Annotated in this window: 31 protein-coding genes; 12 read left to right on the forward strand and 19 right to left on the reverse strand. The window is 70.8% G+C overall.

What is annotated here, in order from left to right; genetic code table 11:
- Window positions 1-11: 11 nt before the first annotated feature.
- Both DT073_RS00660 and DT073_RS00665 read right to left on the reverse strand, forming a co-directional pair.
- Window positions 12-287, reverse strand: coding sequence for a metal-sensitive transcriptional regulator (locus DT073_RS00660; protein ID WP_124291651.1), 276 nt, complete (start codon window positions 285-287; stop codon window positions 12-14).
- Window positions 287-2,014 (reverse strand): FAD-dependent oxidoreductase, encoded by a 1,728-nt coding sequence (locus DT073_RS00665; protein ID WP_124291652.1) that lies wholly within the window; start codon window positions 2,012-2,014, stop codon window positions 287-289. The genes DT073_RS00660 and DT073_RS00665 overlap by 1 nt, the downstream gene beginning before the upstream one ends.
- 62 nt (window positions 2,015-2,076) lie before the next feature.
- On the opposite strand from DT073_RS00665, the gene DT073_RS00670 reads away from it, so the two are divergent.
- From DT073_RS00670 to DT073_RS00680, 3 genes are read left to right on the forward strand one after another with little or no spacing between them, the layout of a single operon-like run.
- Window positions 2,077-2,415 (forward strand): DUF2975 domain-containing protein, encoded by a 339-nt coding sequence (locus DT073_RS00670; RefSeq protein ID WP_353681943.1) that lies wholly within the window; start codon window positions 2,077-2,079, stop codon window positions 2,413-2,415.
- Window positions 2,415-2,672, forward strand: a complete 258-nt coding sequence (locus tag DT073_RS00675) for a helix-turn-helix domain-containing protein (protein WP_124291654.1) — start codon at window positions 2,415-2,417, stop codon at window positions 2,670-2,672. The genes DT073_RS00670 and DT073_RS00675 overlap by 1 nt, the downstream gene beginning before the upstream one ends.
- A gap of 34 nt (window positions 2,673-2,706) precedes the next feature.
- Window positions 2,707-3,492 carry a siderophore-interacting protein gene (locus tag DT073_RS00680; protein ID WP_124291655.1) on the forward strand — a complete coding sequence of 262 codons (786 nt, stop codon included), beginning with the start codon at window positions 2,707-2,709 and terminating at the stop codon, window positions 3,490-3,492.
- A gap of 13 nt (window positions 3,493-3,505) precedes the next feature.
- Here DT073_RS00680 and DT073_RS00685 read toward each other — a convergent pair whose 3' ends face one another.
- Together DT073_RS00685 and DT073_RS00690 are read right to left on the reverse strand one after the other, a co-directional pair.
- Complete coding sequence (locus tag DT073_RS00685) at window positions 3,506-4,972, reverse strand: glutamate-cysteine ligase family protein (protein ID WP_124291656.1); 1,467 nt, start codon at window positions 4,970-4,972, stop codon at window positions 3,506-3,508.
- A gap of 61 nt (window positions 4,973-5,033) precedes the next feature.
- Complete coding sequence (locus DT073_RS00690; RefSeq protein ID WP_124291657.1) at window positions 5,034-5,453, reverse strand: MmcQ/YjbR family DNA-binding protein; 420 nt, start codon at window positions 5,451-5,453, stop codon at window positions 5,034-5,036.
- A gap of 46 nt (window positions 5,454-5,499) precedes the next feature.
- Between DT073_RS00690 and DT073_RS00695 the strand changes: the two genes are divergently transcribed.
- Window positions 5,500-5,973: a GNAT family N-acetyltransferase gene (locus tag DT073_RS00695; RefSeq protein ID WP_124291658.1), complete on the forward strand. Its 474-nt coding sequence runs from the start codon at window positions 5,500-5,502 to the stop codon at window positions 5,971-5,973.
- Here the strand turns inward: DT073_RS00695 and DT073_RS00700 are convergent.
- The gene (locus DT073_RS00700; RefSeq protein WP_124291659.1) at window positions 5,955-6,380 is read right to left on the reverse strand and encodes a hypothetical protein; all 426 of its coding nucleotides are present in this window, start codon (window positions 6,378-6,380) and stop codon (window positions 5,955-5,957) included. The genes DT073_RS00695 and DT073_RS00700 overlap by 19 nt on opposite strands.
- Window positions 6,381-6,403: 23 nt before the next feature.
- On the opposite strand from DT073_RS00700, the gene DT073_RS00705 reads away from it, so the two are divergent.
- Window positions 6,404-7,027: a peptidase M23 gene (locus DT073_RS00705; RefSeq protein WP_205782970.1), complete on the forward strand. Its 624-nt coding sequence runs from the start codon at window positions 6,404-6,406 to the stop codon at window positions 7,025-7,027.
- On the opposite strand, the gene DT073_RS00710 is transcribed toward DT073_RS00705, so the two are convergent.
- Entirely contained in the window at window positions 7,013-7,885 is an 873-nt protein-coding gene (locus DT073_RS00710; protein ID WP_124291660.1) for an SGNH/GDSL hydrolase family protein, read from the reverse strand. The genes DT073_RS00705 and DT073_RS00710 overlap by 15 nt on opposite strands.
- 70 nt (window positions 7,886-7,955) lie before the next feature.
- Here DT073_RS00710 and DT073_RS00715 point away from each other — a divergent pair, with 70 nt between their 5' ends.
- A complete protein-coding gene (locus DT073_RS00715) occupies window positions 7,956-8,840 on the forward strand; it encodes an oxidoreductase (protein WP_124291661.1) in 885 nt (294 codons plus the stop codon).
- 25 nt (window positions 8,841-8,865) lie between these two features.
- Here the strand turns inward: DT073_RS00715 and sufU are convergent, their stop codons facing one another.
- The 3 genes from sufU to DT073_RS00730 are packed head-to-tail and all read right to left on the reverse strand — an operon-like array spanning window position 8,866 to window position 12,142.
- Window positions 8,866-9,300, reverse strand: coding sequence for a Fe-S cluster assembly sulfur transfer protein SufU (gene sufU / locus DT073_RS00720; protein WP_124291662.1), 435 nt, complete (start codon window positions 9,298-9,300; stop codon window positions 8,866-8,868).
- A complete protein-coding gene (locus DT073_RS00725) occupies window positions 9,297-10,559 on the reverse strand; it encodes an aminotransferase class V-fold PLP-dependent enzyme (RefSeq protein ID WP_124291663.1) in 1,263 nt (420 codons plus the stop codon). Before DT073_RS00725 ends, sufU begins: the two co-directional genes overlap by 4 nt.
- Before the next feature lie 41 nt (window positions 10,560-10,600).
- Entirely contained in the window at window positions 10,601-12,142 is a 1,542-nt protein-coding gene (locus tag DT073_RS00730; RefSeq protein WP_124291664.1) for an MFS transporter, read from the reverse strand.
- Between the two features lie 76 nt (window positions 12,143-12,218).
- On the opposite strand from DT073_RS00730, the gene DT073_RS00735 reads away from it, so the two are divergent.
- The 3 genes from DT073_RS00735 to DT073_RS00745 all read left to right on the forward strand — a co-directional run bounded on the left by DT073_RS00735 (window position 12,219) and on the right by DT073_RS00745 (window position 14,958).
- The gene (locus DT073_RS00735) at window positions 12,219-12,755 is read left to right on the forward strand and encodes a MarR family winged helix-turn-helix transcriptional regulator (RefSeq protein WP_124291665.1); all 537 of its coding nucleotides are present in this window, start codon (window positions 12,219-12,221) and stop codon (window positions 12,753-12,755) included.
- Window positions 12,756-12,853: 98 nt separating this feature from the next.
- On the forward strand, window positions 12,854-13,804 hold the full coding sequence (locus tag DT073_RS00740) for a cystathionine beta-synthase (protein WP_124291666.1): 951 nt from the start codon (window positions 12,854-12,856) through the stop codon (window positions 13,802-13,804).
- On the forward strand, window positions 13,780-14,958 hold the full coding sequence (locus tag DT073_RS00745; RefSeq protein WP_124291667.1) for a cystathionine gamma-synthase: 1,179 nt from the start codon (window positions 13,780-13,782) through the stop codon (window positions 14,956-14,958). The genes DT073_RS00740 and DT073_RS00745 overlap by 25 nt, the downstream gene beginning before the upstream one ends.
- Before the next feature lie 83 nt (window positions 14,959-15,041).
- On the opposite strand, the gene DT073_RS00750 is transcribed toward DT073_RS00745, so the two are convergent.
- The 7 genes from DT073_RS00750 to DT073_RS00780 all read right to left on the reverse strand — a co-directional run bounded on the left by DT073_RS00750 (window position 15,042) and on the right by DT073_RS00780 (window position 17,846).
- Window positions 15,042-15,212: a CsbD family protein gene (locus DT073_RS00750; RefSeq protein ID WP_124291668.1), complete on the reverse strand. Its 171-nt coding sequence runs from the start codon at window positions 15,210-15,212 to the stop codon at window positions 15,042-15,044.
- 150 nt (window positions 15,213-15,362) lie between these two features.
- Window positions 15,363-15,536 (reverse strand): CsbD family protein, encoded by a 174-nt coding sequence (locus DT073_RS00755; protein ID WP_124291669.1) that lies wholly within the window; start codon window positions 15,534-15,536, stop codon window positions 15,363-15,365.
- Between the two features lie 58 nt (window positions 15,537-15,594).
- Window positions 15,595-16,209, reverse strand: coding sequence for a hypothetical protein (locus tag DT073_RS00760; RefSeq protein ID WP_124291670.1), 615 nt, complete (start codon window positions 16,207-16,209; stop codon window positions 15,595-15,597).
- Complete coding sequence (locus DT073_RS00765; RefSeq protein ID WP_124291671.1) at window positions 16,206-16,796, reverse strand: DUF6286 domain-containing protein; 591 nt, start codon at window positions 16,794-16,796, stop codon at window positions 16,206-16,208. Before DT073_RS00765 ends, DT073_RS00760 begins: the two co-directional genes overlap by 4 nt.
- A complete protein-coding gene (locus DT073_RS00770) occupies window positions 16,793-17,176 on the reverse strand; it encodes a hypothetical protein (protein ID WP_124291672.1) in 384 nt (127 codons plus the stop codon). The genes DT073_RS00765 and DT073_RS00770 overlap by 4 nt, the downstream gene beginning before the upstream one ends.
- Window positions 17,173-17,361 carry a DUF2273 domain-containing protein gene (locus tag DT073_RS00775; RefSeq protein ID WP_124291673.1) on the reverse strand — a complete coding sequence of 63 codons (189 nt, stop codon included), beginning with the start codon at window positions 17,359-17,361 and terminating at the stop codon, window positions 17,173-17,175. The genes DT073_RS00770 and DT073_RS00775 overlap by 4 nt, the downstream gene beginning before the upstream one ends.
- The gene (locus tag DT073_RS00780; RefSeq protein ID WP_124291674.1) at window positions 17,358-17,846 is read right to left on the reverse strand and encodes an Asp23/Gls24 family envelope stress response protein; all 489 of its coding nucleotides are present in this window, start codon (window positions 17,844-17,846) and stop codon (window positions 17,358-17,360) included. The genes DT073_RS00775 and DT073_RS00780 overlap by 4 nt, the downstream gene beginning before the upstream one ends.
- Window positions 17,847-17,991: 145 nt before the next feature.
- On the opposite strand from DT073_RS00780, the gene DT073_RS00785 reads away from it, so the two are divergent.
- Genes DT073_RS00785 through DT073_RS00795 form a run of 3 tightly spaced genes read left to right on the forward strand, consistent with a single transcriptional unit; the run spans window position 17,992 to window position 19,438 of the window.
- Entirely contained in the window at window positions 17,992-18,543 is a 552-nt protein-coding gene (locus DT073_RS00785) for an RNA polymerase sigma factor (RefSeq protein ID WP_240638663.1), read from the forward strand.
- Window positions 18,540-19,130, forward strand: coding sequence for an Asp23/Gls24 family envelope stress response protein (locus DT073_RS00790; RefSeq protein WP_240638664.1), 591 nt, complete (start codon window positions 18,540-18,542; stop codon window positions 19,128-19,130). The genes DT073_RS00785 and DT073_RS00790 overlap by 4 nt, the downstream gene beginning before the upstream one ends.
- On the forward strand, window positions 19,127-19,438 hold the full coding sequence (locus tag DT073_RS00795; protein ID WP_124291676.1) for a hypothetical protein: 312 nt from the start codon (window positions 19,127-19,129) through the stop codon (window positions 19,436-19,438). Before DT073_RS00790 ends, DT073_RS00795 begins: the two co-directional genes overlap by 4 nt.
- Window positions 19,439-19,595: 157 nt before the next feature.
- On the opposite strand, the gene DT073_RS00800 is transcribed toward DT073_RS00795, so the two are convergent.
- The 3 genes from DT073_RS00800 to DT073_RS00810 all read right to left on the reverse strand — a co-directional run bounded on the left by DT073_RS00800 (window position 19,596) and on the right by DT073_RS00810 (window position 20,640).
- Window positions 19,596-19,874, reverse strand: a complete 279-nt coding sequence (locus DT073_RS00800; protein ID WP_124291677.1) for a hypothetical protein — start codon at window positions 19,872-19,874, stop codon at window positions 19,596-19,598.
- Window positions 19,875-19,957: 83 nt separating this feature from the next.
- Window positions 19,958-20,341, reverse strand: coding sequence for a PPOX class F420-dependent oxidoreductase (locus DT073_RS00805; protein ID WP_124291678.1), 384 nt, complete (start codon window positions 20,339-20,341; stop codon window positions 19,958-19,960).
- Window positions 20,338-20,640, reverse strand: coding sequence for a hypothetical protein (locus tag DT073_RS00810; protein WP_124291679.1), 303 nt, complete (start codon window positions 20,638-20,640; stop codon window positions 20,338-20,340). Before DT073_RS00810 ends, DT073_RS00805 begins: the two co-directional genes overlap by 4 nt.
- Window positions 20,641-20,668 lie beyond the last annotated feature (28 nt).

The raw sequence follows: 20,668 nt of genomic DNA on the forward strand, positions 1-20,668 counted from the left end.
TCCTTCTCGGGTCAGGCGAGCATCATGAAGAGCTTCTCCAGCTCTTCGGGCGTGGTGCCGTCGTCTTCGAACGCGGCATCGGGGTCGGCCAGGCATTCCTTCATCGCGGTGGAGACGATGGCGAATCCGGCACGGTCGATCGCGCTGCCGACGGCCGCGAGCTGGGTGATCACGTCACGACAGGGCTTGTCCTGCTCGACGGCGGCGATGACCGCATCGAGCTGGCCGCGGGCGCGGCGCAGGCGGTTGACGATTCGGCGCTGGACCTCGGGGTCGGCGGTGCGCATCAGCGGACTCCTTCCTCACGGGCGGCGGGTTCGGACCGGACCCACAGCAGATCGGCGGCGCGCGATCCGAGCGCCGCACGCAGGGTGAGGATGCCGCCCGAGAGCGACGCGGCATCGAAGCCCGCCTGCACGAGCACACGGTAGGCGATCGCCGACCGCACCCCCGACGCGCACATCACGCGGACCGGACGGCCGTCGGCGGCATCCGCCACCTCGGCCAGCCGAGCACGCAGCTCCGTGTGCGGAATGTGCAGCGCGCCGGGCAGATGACCGGTGGCGACCTCGTCAGCCGTGCGCACATCGAGCACGAGCGCCGAGGCGAGCACCTCGTCGAGGTCGTCGGCGTACCAGAGGCGCAGTTGACCGGTGCGGACGTTCTCACCCAGCATGCCGACGAGGTTCACCGGGTCTTTCGCAGCACCGTAGGGCGGCGAGTAGGCGAGGTCGAGATCGATGAGGTCATCGACGGTGAGAGAGGAGCGGATGGCGGTGGCCAGGACGTCGATGCGCTTGTCGACGCCGTCCTCCCCCACCGCCTGCGCTCCCAGAAGCAGGCCGTCGTCCTCGCGGAAGTGCACGATGAGGTGCAGCTGCGCGGCGCCCGGGAAGTAGCCGGCGTGCTGAGTGGGGTGCAGGTGCAGGGTGCGGTAGCGCGTGCCCGCGGCGTCGAGCGACGCGCGGTTCGCGCCGGTGAGGGCTGCGGCGAGAGAGCCGACCCGCACGATCGCCGTGCCCACCGACGAGGGCACCGCCCGCGCGGAATCGGGGCGGAGGATATCGTCGGCGATGAGCCGACCGGCGCGGTTGGCCGGGCCCGCCAGGGCGATCGGACGCCGGCCGCCGGTGACCGCATCGACCGCGGCGGTGGCGTCACCGACCGCCCAGACTCGCGGAGCAGAGGTGCGTCCGTGTTCGTCGACGACGATGGCGCCCCGGTCGCACACGATGCCGGCCGCCTCGAAGGGGGCGGTGTCGGGGCGAACGCCCACCGACAGGACGATGAGGTCGGCGTCGATGCGGGTGCCGTCGGTCAGCACGACGACGTCGTGCTCGGTGCCGTGCTCGACCGCGTTCGCGCCGACCCCGATGTGCAGATCGACGCCGAGGTCGACGAGCTCGTCGGCGACGAGGGTCGCAAGCTCCCGCTCGAGCGGCGGCAGCACATGGTCGGCGAGTTCGACGAGCGAGACGGCGAGCCCCCGAGCGGCGAGCGCCTCGGCGGCTTCGAGCCCGATGAACCCGGCGCCGAGCACCACCGCCCGGCGTGCGCCGGCGTCGACGCGGTCTCGGAGGGCCAGGGCGTCGTCGACGGTGCGGAGGGTCCGCACCCGCGGGGAGTCGAGGCCCGGCAGCGGCGGACGCACCGCCTGCCCGCCCGGGGAGAGCACGAGGGCGTCGTAGTGGATCTCTTCGACCCCGTCGGCGGTCATGACGGTGACCGTCTGCGCCACGGTGTCGACCGCCGTGACGTCGTGGTCGGTGCGCACGTCGAGGTTCAGCGCGGCGCGAAGCGAGGCCGGAGTCTGGACGAGGAGCTTGTCGGCATCGGCGATCTCTCCGCCGACGTAGTACGGCAGACCGCAGTTCGCGAAGGAGACGTGCGGGCCGCGCTCGAGCACGATGATCTCGGCGGACTCGTCCAGCCGTCGCGCGCGGGCGGCGCAGCTCATTCCGCCGGCGACGCCTCCGACGATGACGATCCGGTGTGGGGCGGGACTCTGGGGCATGCTCCGATGATACCCCCGGGGGTATCCAGGGCACCTGGGAGTTGCCCGGGCTATCGACTTTCGTGGTCCTGGGGATCGTGACCCTCCAGGTCTTCGCCGTCTGCGTCTGGCGCCTCCTGACGATGGTGCGCCGCGACGCCGTGTTCACCCCGGCCGCGTTCCGCTACGTCGACGTGATCATCGGCGCGGTGATCGCGGCATCCGTCGTCACCTTCGCCTTCGCCGTCGTGCTCCGTTTCGGCGAGGCAGCCCCCGGAATCATCGGCCTCATCTCGGGCTTCGCCCTCGTGCTCGCCGGCATGGCCCTGCTGGTGGTGGTGATGAGGATGCTGCTGACGCAGGCCATCGCCCGCGAGGTCGAGGCGGGGCGGCTCCGCGCCGAGCTCGACGAGGTGATCTGATGCCGATCATCGTCGACATCGACGTGATGCTCGCCCGGCGCAAGATGGCCGTCGGCACGCTTGCCGACCTCATCGGCATCACCCCCGCGAACCTCGCCGTCCTGAAGAACGGCCGGGCCAAGGCGGTGCGCTTCTCGACCCTCGATGCGCTCTGCCAGGCGCTGAATTGCCAGCCCGGCGACATCTTGAGATTCGAAGCCGACGGGGCGGGACGCCCACTCAGTGACGGGGCCCCGGGCCGCGAAGCCACTCCATGACAGGGTGGGAGGAGAACCCGAACGAAAGAGCGCCATGCCCGAGTCATCCTTCTCCTTCCGCCCGCAGGGTCATGAGCTGCGGTTCCGCCGCCTTCGCCTGGCCGAACGCGAGTGGATCACGCCCGGGTATGTGAGGGTCCGGCTGATCGGGGACGACATGGCGGACTTCGTCTCGGCGGCACCCGACGACCATGTGCGCATCTTCTTCCCCGACGGCGACCCTCACACCGACGAGGAACTCGCCGCCGCGCCGAGCCGCGAATACACCCCGGCGCGGTGGGGCACCGACTGGCTCGATCTGGAATTCGTGCTGCACGGCGATCCGGTCGGGGAAACAGCCGGAGCAGCGTCGACGTGGGCGGCGACCGCCCCGACGGGGGCCCTCGCGGGTATCCGCGGACCGCGCGGCTCGAAAGTCGTCGACGGCCGGCCCGACTTCTGGCTGCTCGCGGGCGACGAGACCGCCGTGCCCGCGATGCGCCGCTTCGCGGCGATCATGGACGATCAGGCCCGCGGGCGTATCTTCGTCGAGGTGGCCGACGCCGCCCACGAGCTGCCGATCGACGCGCCCGCGGGTGTCGTCGTCGAACAGGTGCACCGCGGCACGACGGCACCCGGGTCGGCGCTGGCTGCGCGGCTGAGCGCGCTCGGCGGCGAGGAGCGGCCGACCGGCAGCATCCTGGGGTTCATCGCGGCCGAGCAGTCGATCGTCAAGCCCGGTCGTGAGCTGCTGCTCGAGCGCTGGGGCGTGCCGGCAGACCAGACCGTCATCAAGGGCTACTGGAAGCGCGGCGAGACCTCGGAGAAGAAGCCGCGCTGACGGGCGAGGGCGGTCAGCGCTCCCAGGTGTGCACCGGCTCGTTGGTGTGCATGCCGGCGGTGTAGTCCAGCAGGGTGGCCCGCAGGGCGTCGAAACGCTCCATGCCGCGGCGCTGGTGCATGCGCCCGATGAACCACTCCGCGCCGGTGACACCCGTGAGGCACCGCTGCTCGATGATGCCCAGCAGGCGCTCGCGCTCGGCGGTGTCGACACCCCATGCCTCCAGTCCGCGGTGGGCGAGGGGGAGCAGGCGCCGGAGCACGAGCTCGGTCGCCGCCACCTGGCCGACGCCGGGCCAGTAGACGCGCGCATCGATGCCGTCGCGCGCGCCGGCGTGGAAGTTCTCCTCGGCCGCGCTGAAGGACATCTGCGACCACAGCGGCCGCTCATCCTCGGCGAGCGCGCGCACGAGCCCGAAGTAGAACGCGGCGTTCGCCATGATGTCGGCGACGGTGGGACCGGCGGCGAGCAGCCGGTTCTCCACGCGGAGGTGCGGCATCCCGTCGGCGATGTCGTACACCGGGCGGTTCCAGCGGTAGACGGTGCCGTTGTGGAGCTTGAGCTCGGCGAGCGACGGCACCCGGCCCTCGTCGAGGGCGACCGCCGGGTCTTCGTCGTCGACCACGGGGAGAAGAGCCGGGAAGTACCGGACGTTCTCTTCGAACAGGTCGAACACCGAGGTGATCCACCGCTCGCCGAACCACACCCGGGGCCGGACGCCCTGGGCCTTCAGCTCCTCGCTGCGGGTGTCGGTCGCCTGCTCGAACAGCGGGATGCGCGTCTCTCGCCAGAGCTCCTTGCCGAGAAGGTAGGGCGAGTTCGCCGACACGGCGAGTTGCACGCCCGCGATCACCTGCGAGGCGTTCCAGTACGCGGCGAAGTCGTCGGGCGAGGTCTGCACGTGGAACTGCGTACTCGTGCACGCCGCTTCGGGAATGATCGAATCGGCCGTGGTGCGGAGCTTCTCGGCACCCGTGATCGAGATCGCGATGTCCTCCCCGCGCGCGTCGAGGATCTGCTCGCTGAGGAGCGCGTAGCGCGGGTTGGCGCTCAGGGTCTCGCGCGTGAGATGCCCCTCGGCGAGGGTCGGCAGGATGCCGATCATGACGAGATGTGCGCCGACACCCGCCGAGCGCTCCTCGGCTCGGTTGAGGCTGCGGCGCAGACCGTCCTCGAACGTCGTCAGCCCTCCCCCGCGCAGTCGCGCCGGGGGGACGTTCATCTCGATGTTGAACTGACCGAGCTCGGTCTGGAACGCCGGGTCGGCGATCGCGGCGAGCGCCTCGGCGTTGCGGAAGGCGGGATCGCCGACTTCGTCGATGAGGTTGAACTCGACCTCCAGCCCCGTCAGCGGATCGTCGGTGTCGAACCGCGATTCGCGCAGCATCTGCGCGAAGACGTCGAGGTTCTGCCGCACCTTCTCACGGTGGCGGGTGCGGTCGGCGCGGGTGAACTCCTGCGGTGCGACATCCTCTCCCATGGGGGCACTCTAGGGGCGCGGGCCCGGCCGGGCGAGGGGTTGCGGACGAGTGCGACCGCGGTCAGCCCGTGCCGGTCGCCCTCAGATCGAGCTCGCGCACCAGCTTCTTCGGCGCCGTGACGCGGTACGACGCGTCGATGAGTTCGGCGACCTCGGCCCACTCGGCATCGGGAGCGTCGCCGGCCGGAACGTCGACGCCGAGCCACCCGGCCGGCCAGAGGTACGCGGGCTCCCAGAATCGGGGGTCCTGCCGGAGGGCCGGCTCGTCGACCGGATCGGGCCGGACGAGGATGGCGCGATCGTGCCGCGCCCCCACATGGTCGCCGCGTTCCGACCCGCCGAAGTAGCAGAAGGTCTTCGTGGTGAAGAAGTTCGGCCGGCCGTGCGAGACCCGCTCCGCCGCACCCGGCAACGCCAGGGCGATCTCGCGGATGCGCCGCAGCGCAGCATCCGCCTCATCGAACATGATCGGATGACTCACGCGCCGCACGCTACCGCCGCGCGCCGCCGTCGGCAATGATGAACCCATGCCGACGCCGGTCACAGTGCGATTCGCCACCGAAGAGGATGCCGCGACGGTCGGCGCGCTGCTTCACGACTTCAACACCGAGTTCGAATCGGCCACCCCCGGTGCCGCGTTCTTCGGCGAGCGTTTCGACGCACTCCTTCCTCGGGACGACGTGCTGGTCGTCCTCGCCGAGGATGACACCGGCGCGGCTGTGGCCTTCGCCTTCCTCACACTGCGGCCGACGCCGTACTACCGGGGTCCGCTCGCCCAGCTCGAAGAGCTCTACGTGCGCCCGCCCCTGCGCGACGAGGGCATCGGCACCCGCGTCCTCATGGCCGCGATCGACGAGGTGCGTCGCCGCGGGGCCGGCGAGATGCACATCAACGTCGACGAGATCGATCACGACACCCGCCGGTTCTACGAGCGGCACGGCTTCGTGAACATCGAGCCCGGCGAGGACTATCGGATGCTCTGCTACCTCCGTGAGCTCTGATCGCTCTCCGGGTCGCCCGGCGTCGGAGTGAGCAGCCGGCGGACGCCCGCCCGCGCGAGCGTCAGCACGATGATGAGCGCCGTGACGGCGAAGAACCCGCCGAGGCGCACCTCGTCGCCGAAGACGAGGTCGACCAGCAGCAGCACCGCGAACTTGCTGCCCGGCAGGATCAGCACGAGCGCGACAACGTTGACCGAGCGTGTGAGCGCGGTGCTCGAGGCGCGGATGCGCGCGACCACGCGCTTCTTCAGCCACAGCACGACCTCGAGCACGACCTTCAGCAGGATCGCGGTGAGGAGGGCGAGGAGGAAGGTCTCGGAGATGACCTCGGGGAAGAGCTGAATGAACACGCCCAGCACGACGAGGTAGACGAAGACGTCCACGAGATCGATCGGGCGAAGGCGCATCGGCGGCAGGCTATACCCGGCGGGTGGATCTCAGGAACGGGTGCCACCATGTGCGGGTGCGCTCCTCCGCGGCATCCCGCATCCAGACCGTGCTCGCGGGGCTCGTCACCGTCGCCGTCGTCGCGGTGATCGCCGTCGTGGTGCTGTTCTCGCCCCGCGGGAGCGCACCCGAATGCCGCACCTGGACCGCCGAGCAGCGCGAGAACGCCGCGACCGTCATCCGGGCGGGTCGGGATCTCGGGCTCTCAGAGCGCGACCAGACCATCGCCGTGATGACCGCCATGGGCGAGTCGTCACTGCGGAACCTCGACTACGGCGACTGGGAGACCAGCGGCGTGCGAAACCCCGACGGCAGCCCCACGACCTCGGTCGGACTCTTCCAGCAGCAGGACGAGTGGGGCCCGCGCGAGGCACGCATGGATCCGTACACCGCCGCGACGATGTTCTACCGGGCGATGCTCGACGAGGTGCCCGAGGCCGAGCGCCTGGCGATGGAGCCGACACTCGTCGCCCATCGCACGCAGATCAACGCCCAGCCCGACCACTACGCGCCGTACTGGCCGGCCGCCGAGGCGCTGGTCGCGGAGCTGACCGGCGCGGAGAGCACGCCGGACGAGTCGGATGCCGCGGTCTCAGGAGGCTGCTGACGGCGTCGTCGCAGCGGGGTCGCCCACCCCTGCGCCGGCGAGTGCGCGCACGAAGATGCCCGTGAGGGCGTCGTGCCCTGCCGGCGAGAAGTGACGGTCGTCGACGAGGAACGGCGAAAGACCGGATGACGCGACCCAACCGGTCGTGTCGACGAACGCGATCCCGCGCGCCCCGGCGACCTCGGCGAGCGTCGCGCTCACCGCACGGCGCTGGGGCGCCCATGCCTCCACCTGCACGAGCGGTCCGACGACGACGATCGTCGCCTCGGGGAAGGCGGCGCGCAGCTGGTCGAGCGAGGCCTCTGCGGCGGCGCGCACGTGCTCGATCGGGAAGGTCTGGTCGTTGCCGCCGGACTGCACGACGATGAGCGCGGGATCGGCGGGCGGTTGCCACAGCCCGCCGGCGAGGGCATCGCGGATGCTCGGATGCCCCGCCGAGGCGTCAGAGCCCGGCGGTGCAGCGACGAAACCGATGCCGCCGCGCGCGGAGAGGGTGACGTCGTAGCCGAGGTCGGCCGGGGCGCGCGCCACCCACGACGCCTCCGCGGCGGCCTGCGAGTCACCGATGACCCAGGCGGCGGGCGGGGGCGGGGGTGCGGGTGGGGCGGGGTCCGCGGGCGCGTCGTCGAGCACCGGGGTGGGCAGGAGCGGCGTCGCCGCGGGTGTCGGGGCGGAGGGGGCCTCGGCGGGGACCGGTGCGGGCGTCAGGGGAGCCGCGGCCCGGGCGACGCCGTTGAGGGGCCCGAGCGTGAGCGCGAGCCACCCGACCGTGAGGGCTGCGATGAACAGGATGCCGCCCAGCACCGTCCCCGCGCGACGCAGGCGAGCGCGGCGTCGACGTCGTGCACGCTCCCCCACTCGGCCAGGCTAGGCAAACGCACCAGATCCGCGGAGGAGACATGCAGGAGTACCTGGTTTTGTGTTCCCTATGGATTCACGCGTCGCCTTGGTCACCGGAGCATCCTCGGGAATCGGAGAGGCCACCGTCCTCGAACTGATCCGCCGCGGATTCGTCGTCTACGCGGGAGCGAGGCGTGTCGAGCGCATGGCGCACCTCGCCGATCACGGCGCCCGCGTCATCCACCTGGATGTCACCGACGACGAATCGATGACGGCTGCCGTCACCGGCATCCTGAATGATCGAGGGCGCATCGACGTGCTCGTCAACAACGCCGGCTACGGCTCGTACGGGGCCGTCGAAGACGTGCCGATCGACGAGGCGCGACGCCAGTTCGAGGTCAACATCTTCGGGCTCGCGCGGCTCACCCAGCTCGTGCTGCCGACGATGCGGCGCCAGCGCCGGGGCACGATCGTCAACATCTCCTCGATCGGGGGCCGCATCTACGAGCCGCTCGGCGCCTGGTATCACGCGACCAAGTACGCCGTGGAGGGACTCAGCAACTCGCTGCGGGTCGAGGTCGAGCCGCACGGGGTGCGGGTGGTGCTGATCCGTCCCGGGGCGATCCGCACCGAGTGGAACGAGATCTCGCGGCGGAGCGCCCTCGAGGTCTCGGGCGAGACCGCGTACGGCCCGCAGGCGCACGCGCTCGTGCGGGCGCTGAGCGCGGCCGACACCGAGAGGGCGCCGGGGCCGGCGGTCGTCGCCGAGGCGATCGGGCGGGCCGTGGATGCCGCGAAGCCGCGCATCCGGTACACCGTCCCCTTCGCCGCGAAGGCGATCGTGTTCGCCCGCTGGCTGCTGCCCGACCGGGTCTTCGACGCCGCGGTGCACCGCGTGTTCGGGGTCACTCCCGCCGATCGGCTGGCCGCGGAGGAGTCGGCCGCGGGCGCGCGGGTGGAGAGCGTGGGCTGACGGAGACTCGCGCGGGCGGGCCCGGTCAGTCCGCGGTGGCCCGCAACAGGCACGCCTCGGCGGCGACCCAGCCGAGCATCGCGCACTTCACGCGCATGACGTAGCGGGCGACGCCCCGAAAGGCTGCGGCATCTTCGAGACGCTCGGGCGGCTCGACGCCCGGCGAGCGCAGCATGGTGCGGAAGTCCTCGATGAGCGCCCGCGCCGTGTCGACGTCAACGCCCGTCAGCAGGCCCGACATCACCGACGCCGATGCCATGGAGATGCTGCAGCCCTGCCCCTCCCAGGCGAGCTCGCTCACGACTCCGTCCTCGACCGCGAGGCCGAGGGTGATCTCGTCGCCGCACGACGGGTTCAGCTCGTGATGGGTCACGGCGAAGCCCGCGACATCGCCTCGGCCCTCGGGGTGACGCGAGTGGTCGAGGATCACCTCGCGGTACAAGCTCTCGAGATCACTCATCGGTCGGCTCCGAAGAAGGGGCGCACCTCGGCGAGCGCGGCGGCGAAGCGCGCGACCTCGGCGGCGTCGGTATAGACGTAGGCGCTCGCGCGCGTGGTCGCCGCCACCCCGAGACGGCGGTGCAGGGGTTGGGCGCAGTGATGCCCGGTGCGCACCGTGATCCCCCGGTCGTCGAGGAACTGCCCGACGTCATGCGCGTGCACGCCGTCGACGACGAAGCTCACCAGCGGCCCCCGCGCGGCCCCGGCGGGCGCGCCGACCAGGCGCACGCCCGGCGTGCCGACGACCGCGTCGACCAGGAGGCCCGTCATCTCGTGCTCATGGGCGGCGACAGCCGGCATCCCGATCGCCTGCAGGAAGTCGGATGCCGCAGCGAACCCGACCGCCTGGCTCACCGGCTGCGTGCCCGCCTCGAAGCGGGACGGGGCGGGGAGGAACTGCGCAGACTCCATCGTCACCGTGGTGATCGTCGACCCGCCGGTGCGGGCGGGCGGCAGCAGGTCGAGGAGGTCCTTGCGGCCCCACAGCGCGCCGATGCCGGTGGGCCCCAGCATCTTGTGGGCCGAGAACGCCGCGAAGTCGACCCCGAGGGCGGAGAAGTCCACCGGATGATGCGGCACCGACTGACACGCATCGAGCACCGTCAGCGCACCCACGCGCTCGGCGAGGGCGACGACGTCGGCGACGGGAGCGACCATGCCGGTGACATTGGAGACGTGGGCGAAGGCGATGACCCGGGTGCGCGGGGTGACCACGGCCGCGAGCGCATCGACGTTCCAGAGACCGTCATCGTCCGTCGCCGCCCACCGGAGGGTCGCACCGGTTCGTGCCGCGAGGCGCTGCCAGGGGATGAGGTTGGCGTGATGCTCGGCCTCGGTAACGACGATCTCGTCACCGGGCCCGAGGCCGAACCGGGCCCGGGCGTCGTCGCCGCCGAGGCCCAGCGCGGCATCCGACATGCCCAGAGACACCATGTTGATCGCGTCGGTGGCGTTCTCGGTCCACACGATCTCATCGGCCGCCGCCCCCACGAACGAGGCGACCCGCGCGCGGGCGTCTTCGAACGCCTGGGTCGCCGCCCCGGTCGCCATGCTCGAGCCCCGATGGACCGCGGCGTAATCGGCGGCCACGAACGTCGCCTCGGCGTCGATCACCTGCCGCGGGCGCTGCGAGGTCGCCGCGGAGTCGAGGTACGCGCGACCGGGATGCGCGGCGAGGAAGGGGAAGTCGTCGCGCACGCGAGTCGGGATGGTGTTCATCACCCTCCAGTCTCTCGCGGATCGACGCCGCGCGCTCCCGGTCAGGCGGTCGTGGTCGACGGCCGCCGCGGCGGCACGAGGGCGATGCAGACGACGGCAGTCGCGGCCAGCACCGCCGCGGCGACCCAGGATGCCGACCCGAGGCCGATCGCGAAGGCATCGCGCGCAGCCTCGGCGATGGCGTCGCCTGCCGGGCCGAAGGCCTCGGAGGCCCCGATCGCCGCACCGGCCCCCGACTCGATCACCTCCTGGGCCGGCTCGGGCACCCCGTCGAGCACGCCGGCGATCTCGTCGCGATAGCTCGACAGCAGCACGCTGGAGAGCACCGCGATGCCGAGCACCCCACCGACCTCGCGGGTGATGTCGTTCACCGCGCTCGCGATCGACCGACGCTCGGCGGGCAAGCCCTCGATGATCAGCTCGGTGCCCGGGGTGATGCCCATTCCGAACCCGACCCCGAAGACGGCCAGCGCGACGGCGAGCACCCAGATCGAGGCGTCCGTTCCCTCGGCGAGCGTCACGGCGGCCCCGGCGAAGCCGGCCGCCATCAGCACGAGGCCGAGCGCGCCCGGCGTCCCCTGCCCGAACCGCTTGGCCAACGCCACCGATCCGCCGATGCCCGCCCCCACTCCCACCGGAATGACCAGCAGCGACAGCGCCGCCCCGAGAGGAGTGAACTCCTGCACGAGCTGGAGGTACTGCGGCGCCAGAACGAAGAGACCGAGCGAGGCGAAGAACTGGGCGGTGACGATGAGAGACCCGGCCGACAGGCCGCGACTGCGGAACAGTCGCACGTCGAGCGACGGATGCTTCGCCCGCAGCTGATGCACGATGAACGCGCCGACACCGAGGATGCCGACGACGAGCGCCGCGAGCACCAGCGGGTCGTCCCACCCCCGCTTGGGCCCCTCGATGACGGCGAAGACGATGCCGGTGAGCGCGAGAACCGACCAGAGCGCCGCGAGCGGGTCGGCCGACAGGCGCGGGTTGCGGTTCTGCGCCACGAGGATCACCGACGGGATGACGAGAAGCAGCGCCACCCCGCCGAAGAGAAGCTGCACACTCCCCCACCAGAACCACTCCAGGAGCACCCCCGCGACGATCGTCCCGCCGACAGCGCCGGCCGAACTCACCCCCGACCACACGGCGATGGCGAAGGTCCGCCGCTCGGGCGGATAGGCGTCGACGAGCGCCGACAGGGTCACCGGGAAGATGGCCGCGGCGCCCGCCCCCGAGATCGCGCGGAGGGCGATGAACCAGGCGGGATCGGGCGCGAAGGCCGAAGCGACGGATGCCGCGCCGAAGACGGCCAAGCCGACGATGATGACCGTCCGCCGACCGATCTTGTCCGCCAACAACCCCGCCGTCAGCAGGAACGCGGCGAAGGTGAGCGCGTAGGCGTCGATGATCCAGGTCAACTCCGACTGATCGGCCTCGAGGTCGGTCGCGATGTCCGGAAGAGCGATCGCGAGGGCGGAGTTCCCCGCGACGACGAGTGCGAGCGCGACGCACAGGCTGATGAGAAGGCCCCGCAGCCGCCCCTCGGACGAGGTGCGGGGCGTGGTGACGCTCTGAGCGGACATGACTTTCCCTTCGGATTCGGAATGATTTGGTTTCCATATTCTTCCGATTCCGCAGAGTTGTCAATAGACTCGGGATATGGCCTCCGCCCCCTCCGACGACCACGCCCAGCCCGACGACTACGACGACATCGAGCACCTGGAACGCGGACGCACCGACGCCCACGAGGTGAGCTGGGCGCTGCGCGACCTCAATCGCGCGACGGCGGATGTGGAGCGGGCACTCGCGGAGCACATGCACCTGCGCCCCATGGACTACGACGCCATCGGACACCTCATGGAATCCGAGCGCTCGCCGCTCGGCACCCTCGAGCTGGCCGCACGCCTGCGCATCAGCCCGGGGTCGGCGACCGAGCTGGTCGACCGCCTCGAGCGGGCGGGTCACGTCGCCCGGGAGCGCAGCCCGCGCGATCGCCGCCGGGTTCAGCTGACGGTGCAGCCGCAGGCGGTCGACCAGGTGATCGGAGGGCTCACACCGCTGTTCCGCACCCTCGACGATCTCGCCGACGAGTACTCCGAGGAGCAGCAGCGGGCGATCGCCGACTACCTCCGGCGGGCCGCCGCGCACACCCGCACGTTCATGGCGGGCCTGGATGCTGATAACCTCCCTTCGTGACCCTGACGTGTCGTTGTTGTGAGTGAGCGCCCCTCGGCGCGCCTTCGACGACCACTCACCTCCGGTTGCCACGAGCAGCCCTTACTCAGGAACACACCGTGCGCTACGCCTCCCACGTCGCCGACCTCGTCGGCCACACTCCCCTCGTCCGCCTGAACCGCGTCGTCGCTGATGTCAAGCCGACCGTGCTGGCGAAGGTCGAGTACTTCAACCCCGGCGGATCGGTCAAGGACCGCATCGCGCGTCGCATGATCGACGCCGCCGAAGAGAGCGGCCAGCTCCAGCCCGGCGGCACGATCGTCGAGGCCACGAGCGGCAACACCGGCGTGGGCCTGGCCCTCGTCGCCCTCCAGCGCGGGTACCGCATGATCTTCGTGGTGCCCGAGAAGTTCTCCGGCGAGAAGACCGCGGTCCTCCGGGCCTACGGCGCCGAGATCGTCACCGTTCCGACGAACGTGCCGCCGGATCATCCCGACTCCTACTATTCGGTCAGCGACCGGCTGGCCGAGGAGATCCCGGGGGCGTTCAAGCCCAACCAGTTCGCCAACATCAACGGGCCGCTCTCGCACTACGAGACCACCGGCCCGGAGATCTGGGACGACACCGAGGGCCGGGTCACCCACCTCGTCGCGGGCATCGGCACCGGGGGCACGATCACCGGCACGGGCAAGTATCTGAAGGATGTCTCCGACGGCCGCGTCACGGTCATCGGCGCCGACCCCGAGGGCTCGATCTACTCCGGCGGCCCGGTGCACGGCTACCTCGTCGAGGGCGTGGGCGAGGACTTCTGGCCCACCACCTTCGATCCGAACGTGGTCGACCGCTATGAGCGGGTGGATGACCGCGAGTCGTTCGAGATGACCCGGCGCCTGGCGCGCGAGGAGGGCCTCCTCGTCGGAGGATCGTGCGGGATGGCGGTCGTCGCCGCCCTTCGCACCGCACGCGATCTCGGCGAGGACGACGTGGTCGTCGTCATCCTTCCCGACTCCGGCCGCGGCTACATCAGCAAGATCTTCGATGACGAATGGATGACGAGGAACCTGCCGTGAGCGTCGACAAGAGCACCCACCGCTTCGACAGCCTCGCCGTCCACGCCGGTCAGGAGTTCGACCCCACCACCGGAGCGGTGATCCCCCCGGTGCATTTCTCCACCACCTTCGCGCAGGACGGCATCGGCGGGCTCCGCCAGGGCTACGAGTACGGCCGGAGCGGCAACCCGACCCGCACGGCCCTACAGCGTCAGCTCGCGGCCCTCGAGGGCGGCGCCCACGCCTTCTCGTTCTCGTCGGGCCTTTCCGCCGAAGACGCGCTGCTGCGCGCGACACTGAAGCCCGGCGACAGCGTGCTGCTCGGCAACGACGTCTACGGCGGCACCCACCGGCTGCTGGCCCGCGTGCTCGCGCCGTGGGGTGTGCAGATGCGCACGGTCGAGATGTCCGACGCCGCGGCGGTCCGCTCCGCCCTCGCCGAGCGCCCCGCGCAGCTGGTGTGGGTCGAGACGCCGTCGAACCCCCTGCTGAAGATCACCGACATCGCCGAGCTCGCCGCGATCGGGCACGAGGCCGGAGCGCTCGTCGTCGTCGACAACACCTTCGCCACCCCAGCGCTGCAGCGTCCCCTCGCCCTCGGCGCCGACGTCGTCGTCCACTCGGTGACGAAGTACCTCGGCGGGCACTCCGATGTCGTCGGCGGCGCGCTCGTGCTCGATGACGACGAGCTCGCCGAGAAGATCGGGTTCCTGCAGTTCGCCGTCGGCGCGGTCTCGGGGCCGATGGACGCGTGGCTGGCCTCACGGGGTATCAAGACCCTCGGAATCCGGATGGCACGCCACAGCGCCAACGCGGCCGCGATCGCCGCCTTCCTCCGAGACCACTCCCACGTTGCGCACGTGTACTACCCCGGGCTGGAAGACCATCCCGGTCATGCCATCGCGGCGCGTCAGATGTCGGACTTCGGCGGCATCGTCTCGGTCGCCTTCGAGTCGGGCGAACTCGCCCGCCGGTTCGCGGAGTCGACGGCGCTCTTCCAGCTCGCCGAGTCGCTCGGCGGCGTGGAGTCGCTCGTGAACTACCCCGATGCGATGACCCACGCCTCGGTGCGGGGTACCGACGCAGCCGTGCCGGTCGAGGTCGTGCGCCTGTCGGTGGGGATCGAAGACCCCGCCGACCTCATCGCCGACATCGAGCAGGCGCTGCGCGCCTAGCCCACGCCTCCACCTCACCGGAGGCGAAACGGCCCCGGCATCCGCAGGGGATGCCGGGGCCGTCGGTGTCGTGGGAGGACGTCTTACTTGAAGGCGTCCTTGACGTTCTCGCCGGCCTGCTTGACGTTGGCCTTGGTCTGGTCGCGCTCGCCTTCTGCCTCGAGACGCTCGTTGTCGGTGGCCTTGCCGAAGGCCTCCTTGGCCTTGCCCGTGGCTTCTTCGGCGGCGTTCTTGATCTTGTCGTCGAGTCCCATGATGGTTCTCCTTTCGATCGGCTGTCGTCGACGCTACGCCGACCGGCCTGAACGGGAAGGGACTTGCCAAGCCGTTGCGGGTGCGTTACACCGCGGAAAAGGTGAACGCCCCGACCGCTGTGGGACGGTCGGGACGTTCGAGGGGCCGGCTTACTTCTTGAAGGCGTCCTTGACGTCTTCGCCGGCCTGCTTCATGTTCGCCTTGGACTGGTCGGCCTTGCCCTCGGCAGCGAGCTTGTCGTTGTCGGTCGCGTTGCCGATGACCTCCTTGGCCTTCCCGGCGATCTCCTGCGCGGCGTTCTTGATCTTGTCGTCGAGTCCCATGGGGGTCTCCTTTCTGTGTGTGTGTTTCTTCGGATGGGAGGGAACGTGAGGGGCCGGCTCAGGCGAGTCGGCGGTGGTCTGCGGCGAGCTTGGCCCGCAATCCCGAGTGCACCGAGATGTACGTGGGGATCTGCTGCCCGGTGACGATGGCGAGATTCGCCACGAGCCGATCGACGTCTTCGGCCAGCGCCCGCGGATCGGTGTTCTGGCGGGGCGTGACCGCCACGTGCATGACCGGCTGCCGACGGATGTCGGCGGCCGACACCGACACCGACAGCACGTCGGGCCTGGTCGACAGTGCGTTCTTGAGCGCGTCGGAGGCGAACCCCTCCCGCACGACCACGCGGCCGAGAGGCGTCTCGGACGCAGCCGATCGCAACACCACTCGGGAGCGCCCGCCTCCCACGCGGGTGAGGAGGAAGATCAGCAGGGCGACGGCGAGGACGATCACGGCGACCCCGCCGACGGCGACCCACGAGGCCGTGGTGGCACCGATGGCGGTGGCCTCCGCTGCACCCGCGAGCCAGGAGTCGCCGGCCCCGGTCGCCGCCGACCACGCGTCCCGCGCGGGGTTCCAGGCGGTGGCGAGGACGGCTACGGCACCCAGAGCGATGAGCACGAGGCCCACCACGAACAGAACGACGCGGTTCAGTACGCGATTGGTGTCGTTCATCGGAAATCGTCCTCCTGTCGGGCCTGCTCGATACGCGCCCGGACCTTGACCCGGGGCACCAGGCGGTAGGCGTCCAGCGCTTCGGTGGCGGCACGGCGAACGCTCTCGCGCTCGATCTCCACCCCGGGATCGGGACGAACGGTCACGTCGACCGTGCGGTGCGCGACCCCGACGGTCACCCGGTCGCGGGCGACGCCGGAATCGGCGCTGACCTTCTGGGCGACCGCTGCGGCGATCACGCCGTTGTCGACGACGACGGCGCGCTCGGAACCGTCGAAGGCGAGCTCATGCTTGGACAGCCGTCCCGGGGTCACCGCCAGGATGACGAACACCAGGCCGAGGATGGCCACGATGACGCCGCCGACGATGACCAGCGGGGCGGGCTGGTCGCCGGGAAGGGCCACCAGCCACTGCGCGATCGCCCCCGGCGCGGCCACGAGCGCCGGCTGCGCGAGCAGCGACAGCACCAGTTCCACACCGACGTAGATCAGAGCGAGGATCAGCAGGATGACCGCGACGAACATCGCCACGGTGCGCGGCGAGTGCGTCTCACGACGCACGACGCGCGACAGCGCCCGATCGGTCATCTCACTCTCCTTCGTTCGGGGGTCACCGCTCCGGTGACCGTGATGTCGATTCGTGTGATGTCCCGGCCGGTGAGGCGTGACAGGCGCTCCTGCAGGTGTTCCTGCAGAGCCCTGCTGCGCTCGATCACTCCGGGCATGGCCCGGACGGCATCAGGATCATCGAGGGGGGGTACGGGGAGGGGTGTCGCCAGGCGTACGGCCAGACCGCCGCGGTATCCGGCGACCTCCGCCCTGAGGGCATCGCGTCCGATCCCGATCAGTTCGGCGGAGGCCGCCCGTACCACCTTGGTGAAGACGCGCTCCGTGACGTCGACCCGGCCGGCGGGGGTGGCCGTCTGCCGGCCGCCCACCGCCTGTCCCACCGAGTCGGCCAGGGTCATGACGTCCGCCTCCCGCTGAATGCTCCGGCGACGGCCCGGAGGTCGAGCTGGCCCGAGGCCACGCGCGCGACCCCCGCGCCGATCGCCATGAACAGGGCGACGAGGAGGAATCCCCAGAACCCGAACAGCAGAGCGGCGAAGGCGAGCACCGCCCCGACGAGTACTCCGGTCATCGTGGCACTCATGAGACGCGCGACTCCTCGGCGCTGTCGTCGTCGTCACCGGGCAGGTGCACGTCGTTGACCTCGACGTTGACCTCGACGACCTCGAGTCCGACCAGGCGCGTGATGGCGCCGGCGACGGCGGTGCGGACGTGGGAGGCGACCTCCTGGATGGGCGCCGGGTACTCCACCACGATGGTGAGGTCGGCGGCAGCCTGGGTCTCACCCACCTCGACCTTCACGCCCTGCGTGAGGTCGGTGGCGTTGATGGCGTCGCGGATCGCACCGAAGGCACGCGAGGCTCCGCCGCCGAGGGCGTAGACGCCCGAGACCTCGCGAGCGGCGATGCCGGCCACCTTGGCGACCACGTTGTCCGCGATCACGGTGCGACCGCCGGCGGAGCTGTCCGCGCCCGTCAGCGAGCTCGAGACGGAGCGGTCGACGCGCGACGCGACCTTGGGCGCGGCGGGGGCGGCGGGGGCGGCGGGGTTCTGGTCCGAAGTGGCCATGAGAAGTCCTTTCACTATCTGATCGTTCCGGGGTGCGCAAGAGCATGCGCTCCGGCACCGAAGCAGTACGTTCGCTTCAGAGATAAGAGGGTCGTCGGAGCGGATTCGTCACGAATTCGTCGCAAGATTTTTCTGAGAGGTCGCTGTGGCCCAAGGGCTCGTCGAGGTGTCCGACGCGATGCTCGTCGCGCGCTCGCTCGACCAGGACACCGTCGCCTTCGGCGAGCTGGTGCGTCGCCACTCGGGACTCATGCGCGCCTACGTCATCCGGATGGTCGGATCGCGCAGTGAAGCCGACGACGTGGTGCAGGAGGCGTTCGTCACGGCGTGGCGCCAGTTGCCGAGCCTGCGCGACCACTCGACCGTGAGGGCCTGGCTCATGCGGATCGCCAGCCGCGAGGCATCCGCGTACCTCCGCCGGCGCCCGAGGGACGCCGACATCGCCGATCTCGACGCGCCGCACAGCGCCGACACTCAGCCGGAGAACGTCGCGATGCGCCACGCGCAGCTGACCGCGCTGTCGGCAGCGCTCGACACACTGCCCTCCGATCAGCGACGATGTTGGCTACTGCGTGAGGTCGCCGAACTCAGTTACGACGAGATCGCCGACGAGATGCAGATGCCGGTGAGTACCGTGCGGGGCACCCTCGCCCGTGCGAGAGCGCGGATCACCGCGCAGATGGAGGGATGGCGATGAGCGAGGACGGTCGGGTGGTTCTCGACTGCGGGAAGACGATCGAGGAACTGAGCGAGTACCTCGATGCCGACCGCGCGCCCTACGACGCCGACATCGAGACGTGCCCCGAGTGCCTCAACGCCCTCGACGCGCTCGCGCGGGTCGGGGCGCTCTCGCGCGACCTCGTCGCCGACGACGCCTCACGCCTCCCCCCACCCCCGGACAGCTGGTTCGACGCCCTCTTCGCCACGATCCAGGCCGAGCTGAAGGCGGGGCGGAGCTTCCCGATCCACCACCCCGACCCGCGGGTGAAGATCACGGTCTCGGAGGGGGCGGTGCGCACGCTGCTGCGGGCGACCGGCGACGCCCTGGACGGCGTGGTGGTGGGCCGGACGCAGATCGTCGGCGACGCCGAGATCCCCGGCGCCCCCGTGGAGATCAACATCAGCGCCTCGGTGGCCTACGGTGAGCCCTTCGCCACTGTGGCGGGCACCCTCCGTTCCCTCGTCTACGACGCCCTCACCCGCCACACCGAGCTGAACGTCGCCGCCGTCAACGTCACGGTGGAGGATGTGCACGGGAGCCGTTCCTCGAAGGAGAAGCGATGAGCACACCCCTCACCAGCACCGGGCTCTCGCCGATCGTCCGCGGCGTCGCGGGCGTCACCGACGCGTACTCGCCGAGACCCGCTCTCACCCAGGTCGCCGACATGGCCACCGCCGCCCTGCGCGGCGCCGCGGTTCCGCCGCCCGAGGTCGTCGTCGAGACCGCGGGCGACGTGGTGTCGGTGTCGACGCGGATCGCGGTCGACCGGGCGGCGAGCGCCGCGGATGTTGCGCGGGGCGTGGCCGACGCGCTTCTGGATCAGCTTCCGGACGGAGCCACGGTGTCGGTGGACGTCGGACGCATCAGCTGAGCATCCTTTTCGACCGCCCGAGGGGCGAGGTCGGGAAGGAACACCAGCCCGCACGCCGGACAGCGGTACCCCCGGCGGATGTCACGGAGCGCCGTGCCGCATTCCGGACACGCCGGCTGGGCGAGCACGTCGAGGCCGTCCAGGTCGTCGCAAGCGGTCATCGCGGCACCGGACGCCGACCCCAGTCGGCGATCGCCCCACCGCCGGGCCCGTGGGCGCGCAGGTACGCGCGGTGGATCTGCTCGCACGCCAGTCGCAGGGTGGTCGACCACCCTAGGATCTCGCCGCGATACATCGCCCGGTACCGCACGTCCGCACCGTTCATCACCCGTCGAATCTCCACCGTTCCGTAATCGTCGCCGGCCGGATCGACCATCCGCCACGTTCCGGTCGGGCCCTCGACCGCGGCGAGGATCGGGTTCCATCCTTCGGCCATGGGAGTCCTCTCTCCGGCCGATGACCACAGGGTACTCCGACGCGCCGACACCGCCCAGTGGCGGTCGCCGGTGCGCTGCGCGGTCAGCGGGACAGGAGCCCTGACGAGGCGAGGAATCGGTCGGGATCGATCCGGATGACCACCCGTCGCGGATTCTCCCGGGGCGTCCGGTAGCGCTCGGCATAGAGACGCTCGGCCCATCGCACCGCGTCGGGGTCGCGCTCGATGCGCGCGGAGCCGGCGATGCTCAGCCATCGTGCACCCTCGACCTGAGCGACCGTGGCGCGGGCGTCGCGCTCGACGTTGCGCACCTTCTGCGTCCCCTCGGTGGTGATCACGCGCACGACACCGTCGACGAGGGTGAACCCTACCGCCACGACGTGGATCCCGCCGTGCGGCCCGATGGTGGAGAGGGTGGCCAGATGCCGGTCGGCGACGAACCGCTCTCCCTCGGGGCTGAGACTCACGAGGCGGGCCCGAGGTAGCGGCGGAGGGTGACCTCGACGGTCGAGAACGCCCGGCGGATCCGCACCTGCGAGACGCCGAGCGCGAGAAGCGACCGCGCCGTGTCGGGGTCGAGACGCTGATCCTTCACCGGCTCCCACCCGCGCATGCCGTGGTATTCGGCGATGATCTTCGGGGTCGCGTCGACAGCCCCCAGCTTCTTCCGCCGGTAGACCGCGGTCGCTCCGTCCGGCGCTCCGGCGGACGAGCGCGACGAGGTCGAGGTTCGCCGCCGCCGAGGCGGCTCATCGACGTCGGACATGGGTCTCCTCACTTCGCCCGCAGCTTCG

It is taken from the genome of Microbacterium sp. ABRD28 (assembly GCF_003850245.1).
Lineage (GTDB): Bacteria > Actinomycetota > Actinomycetes > Actinomycetales > Microbacteriaceae > Microbacterium.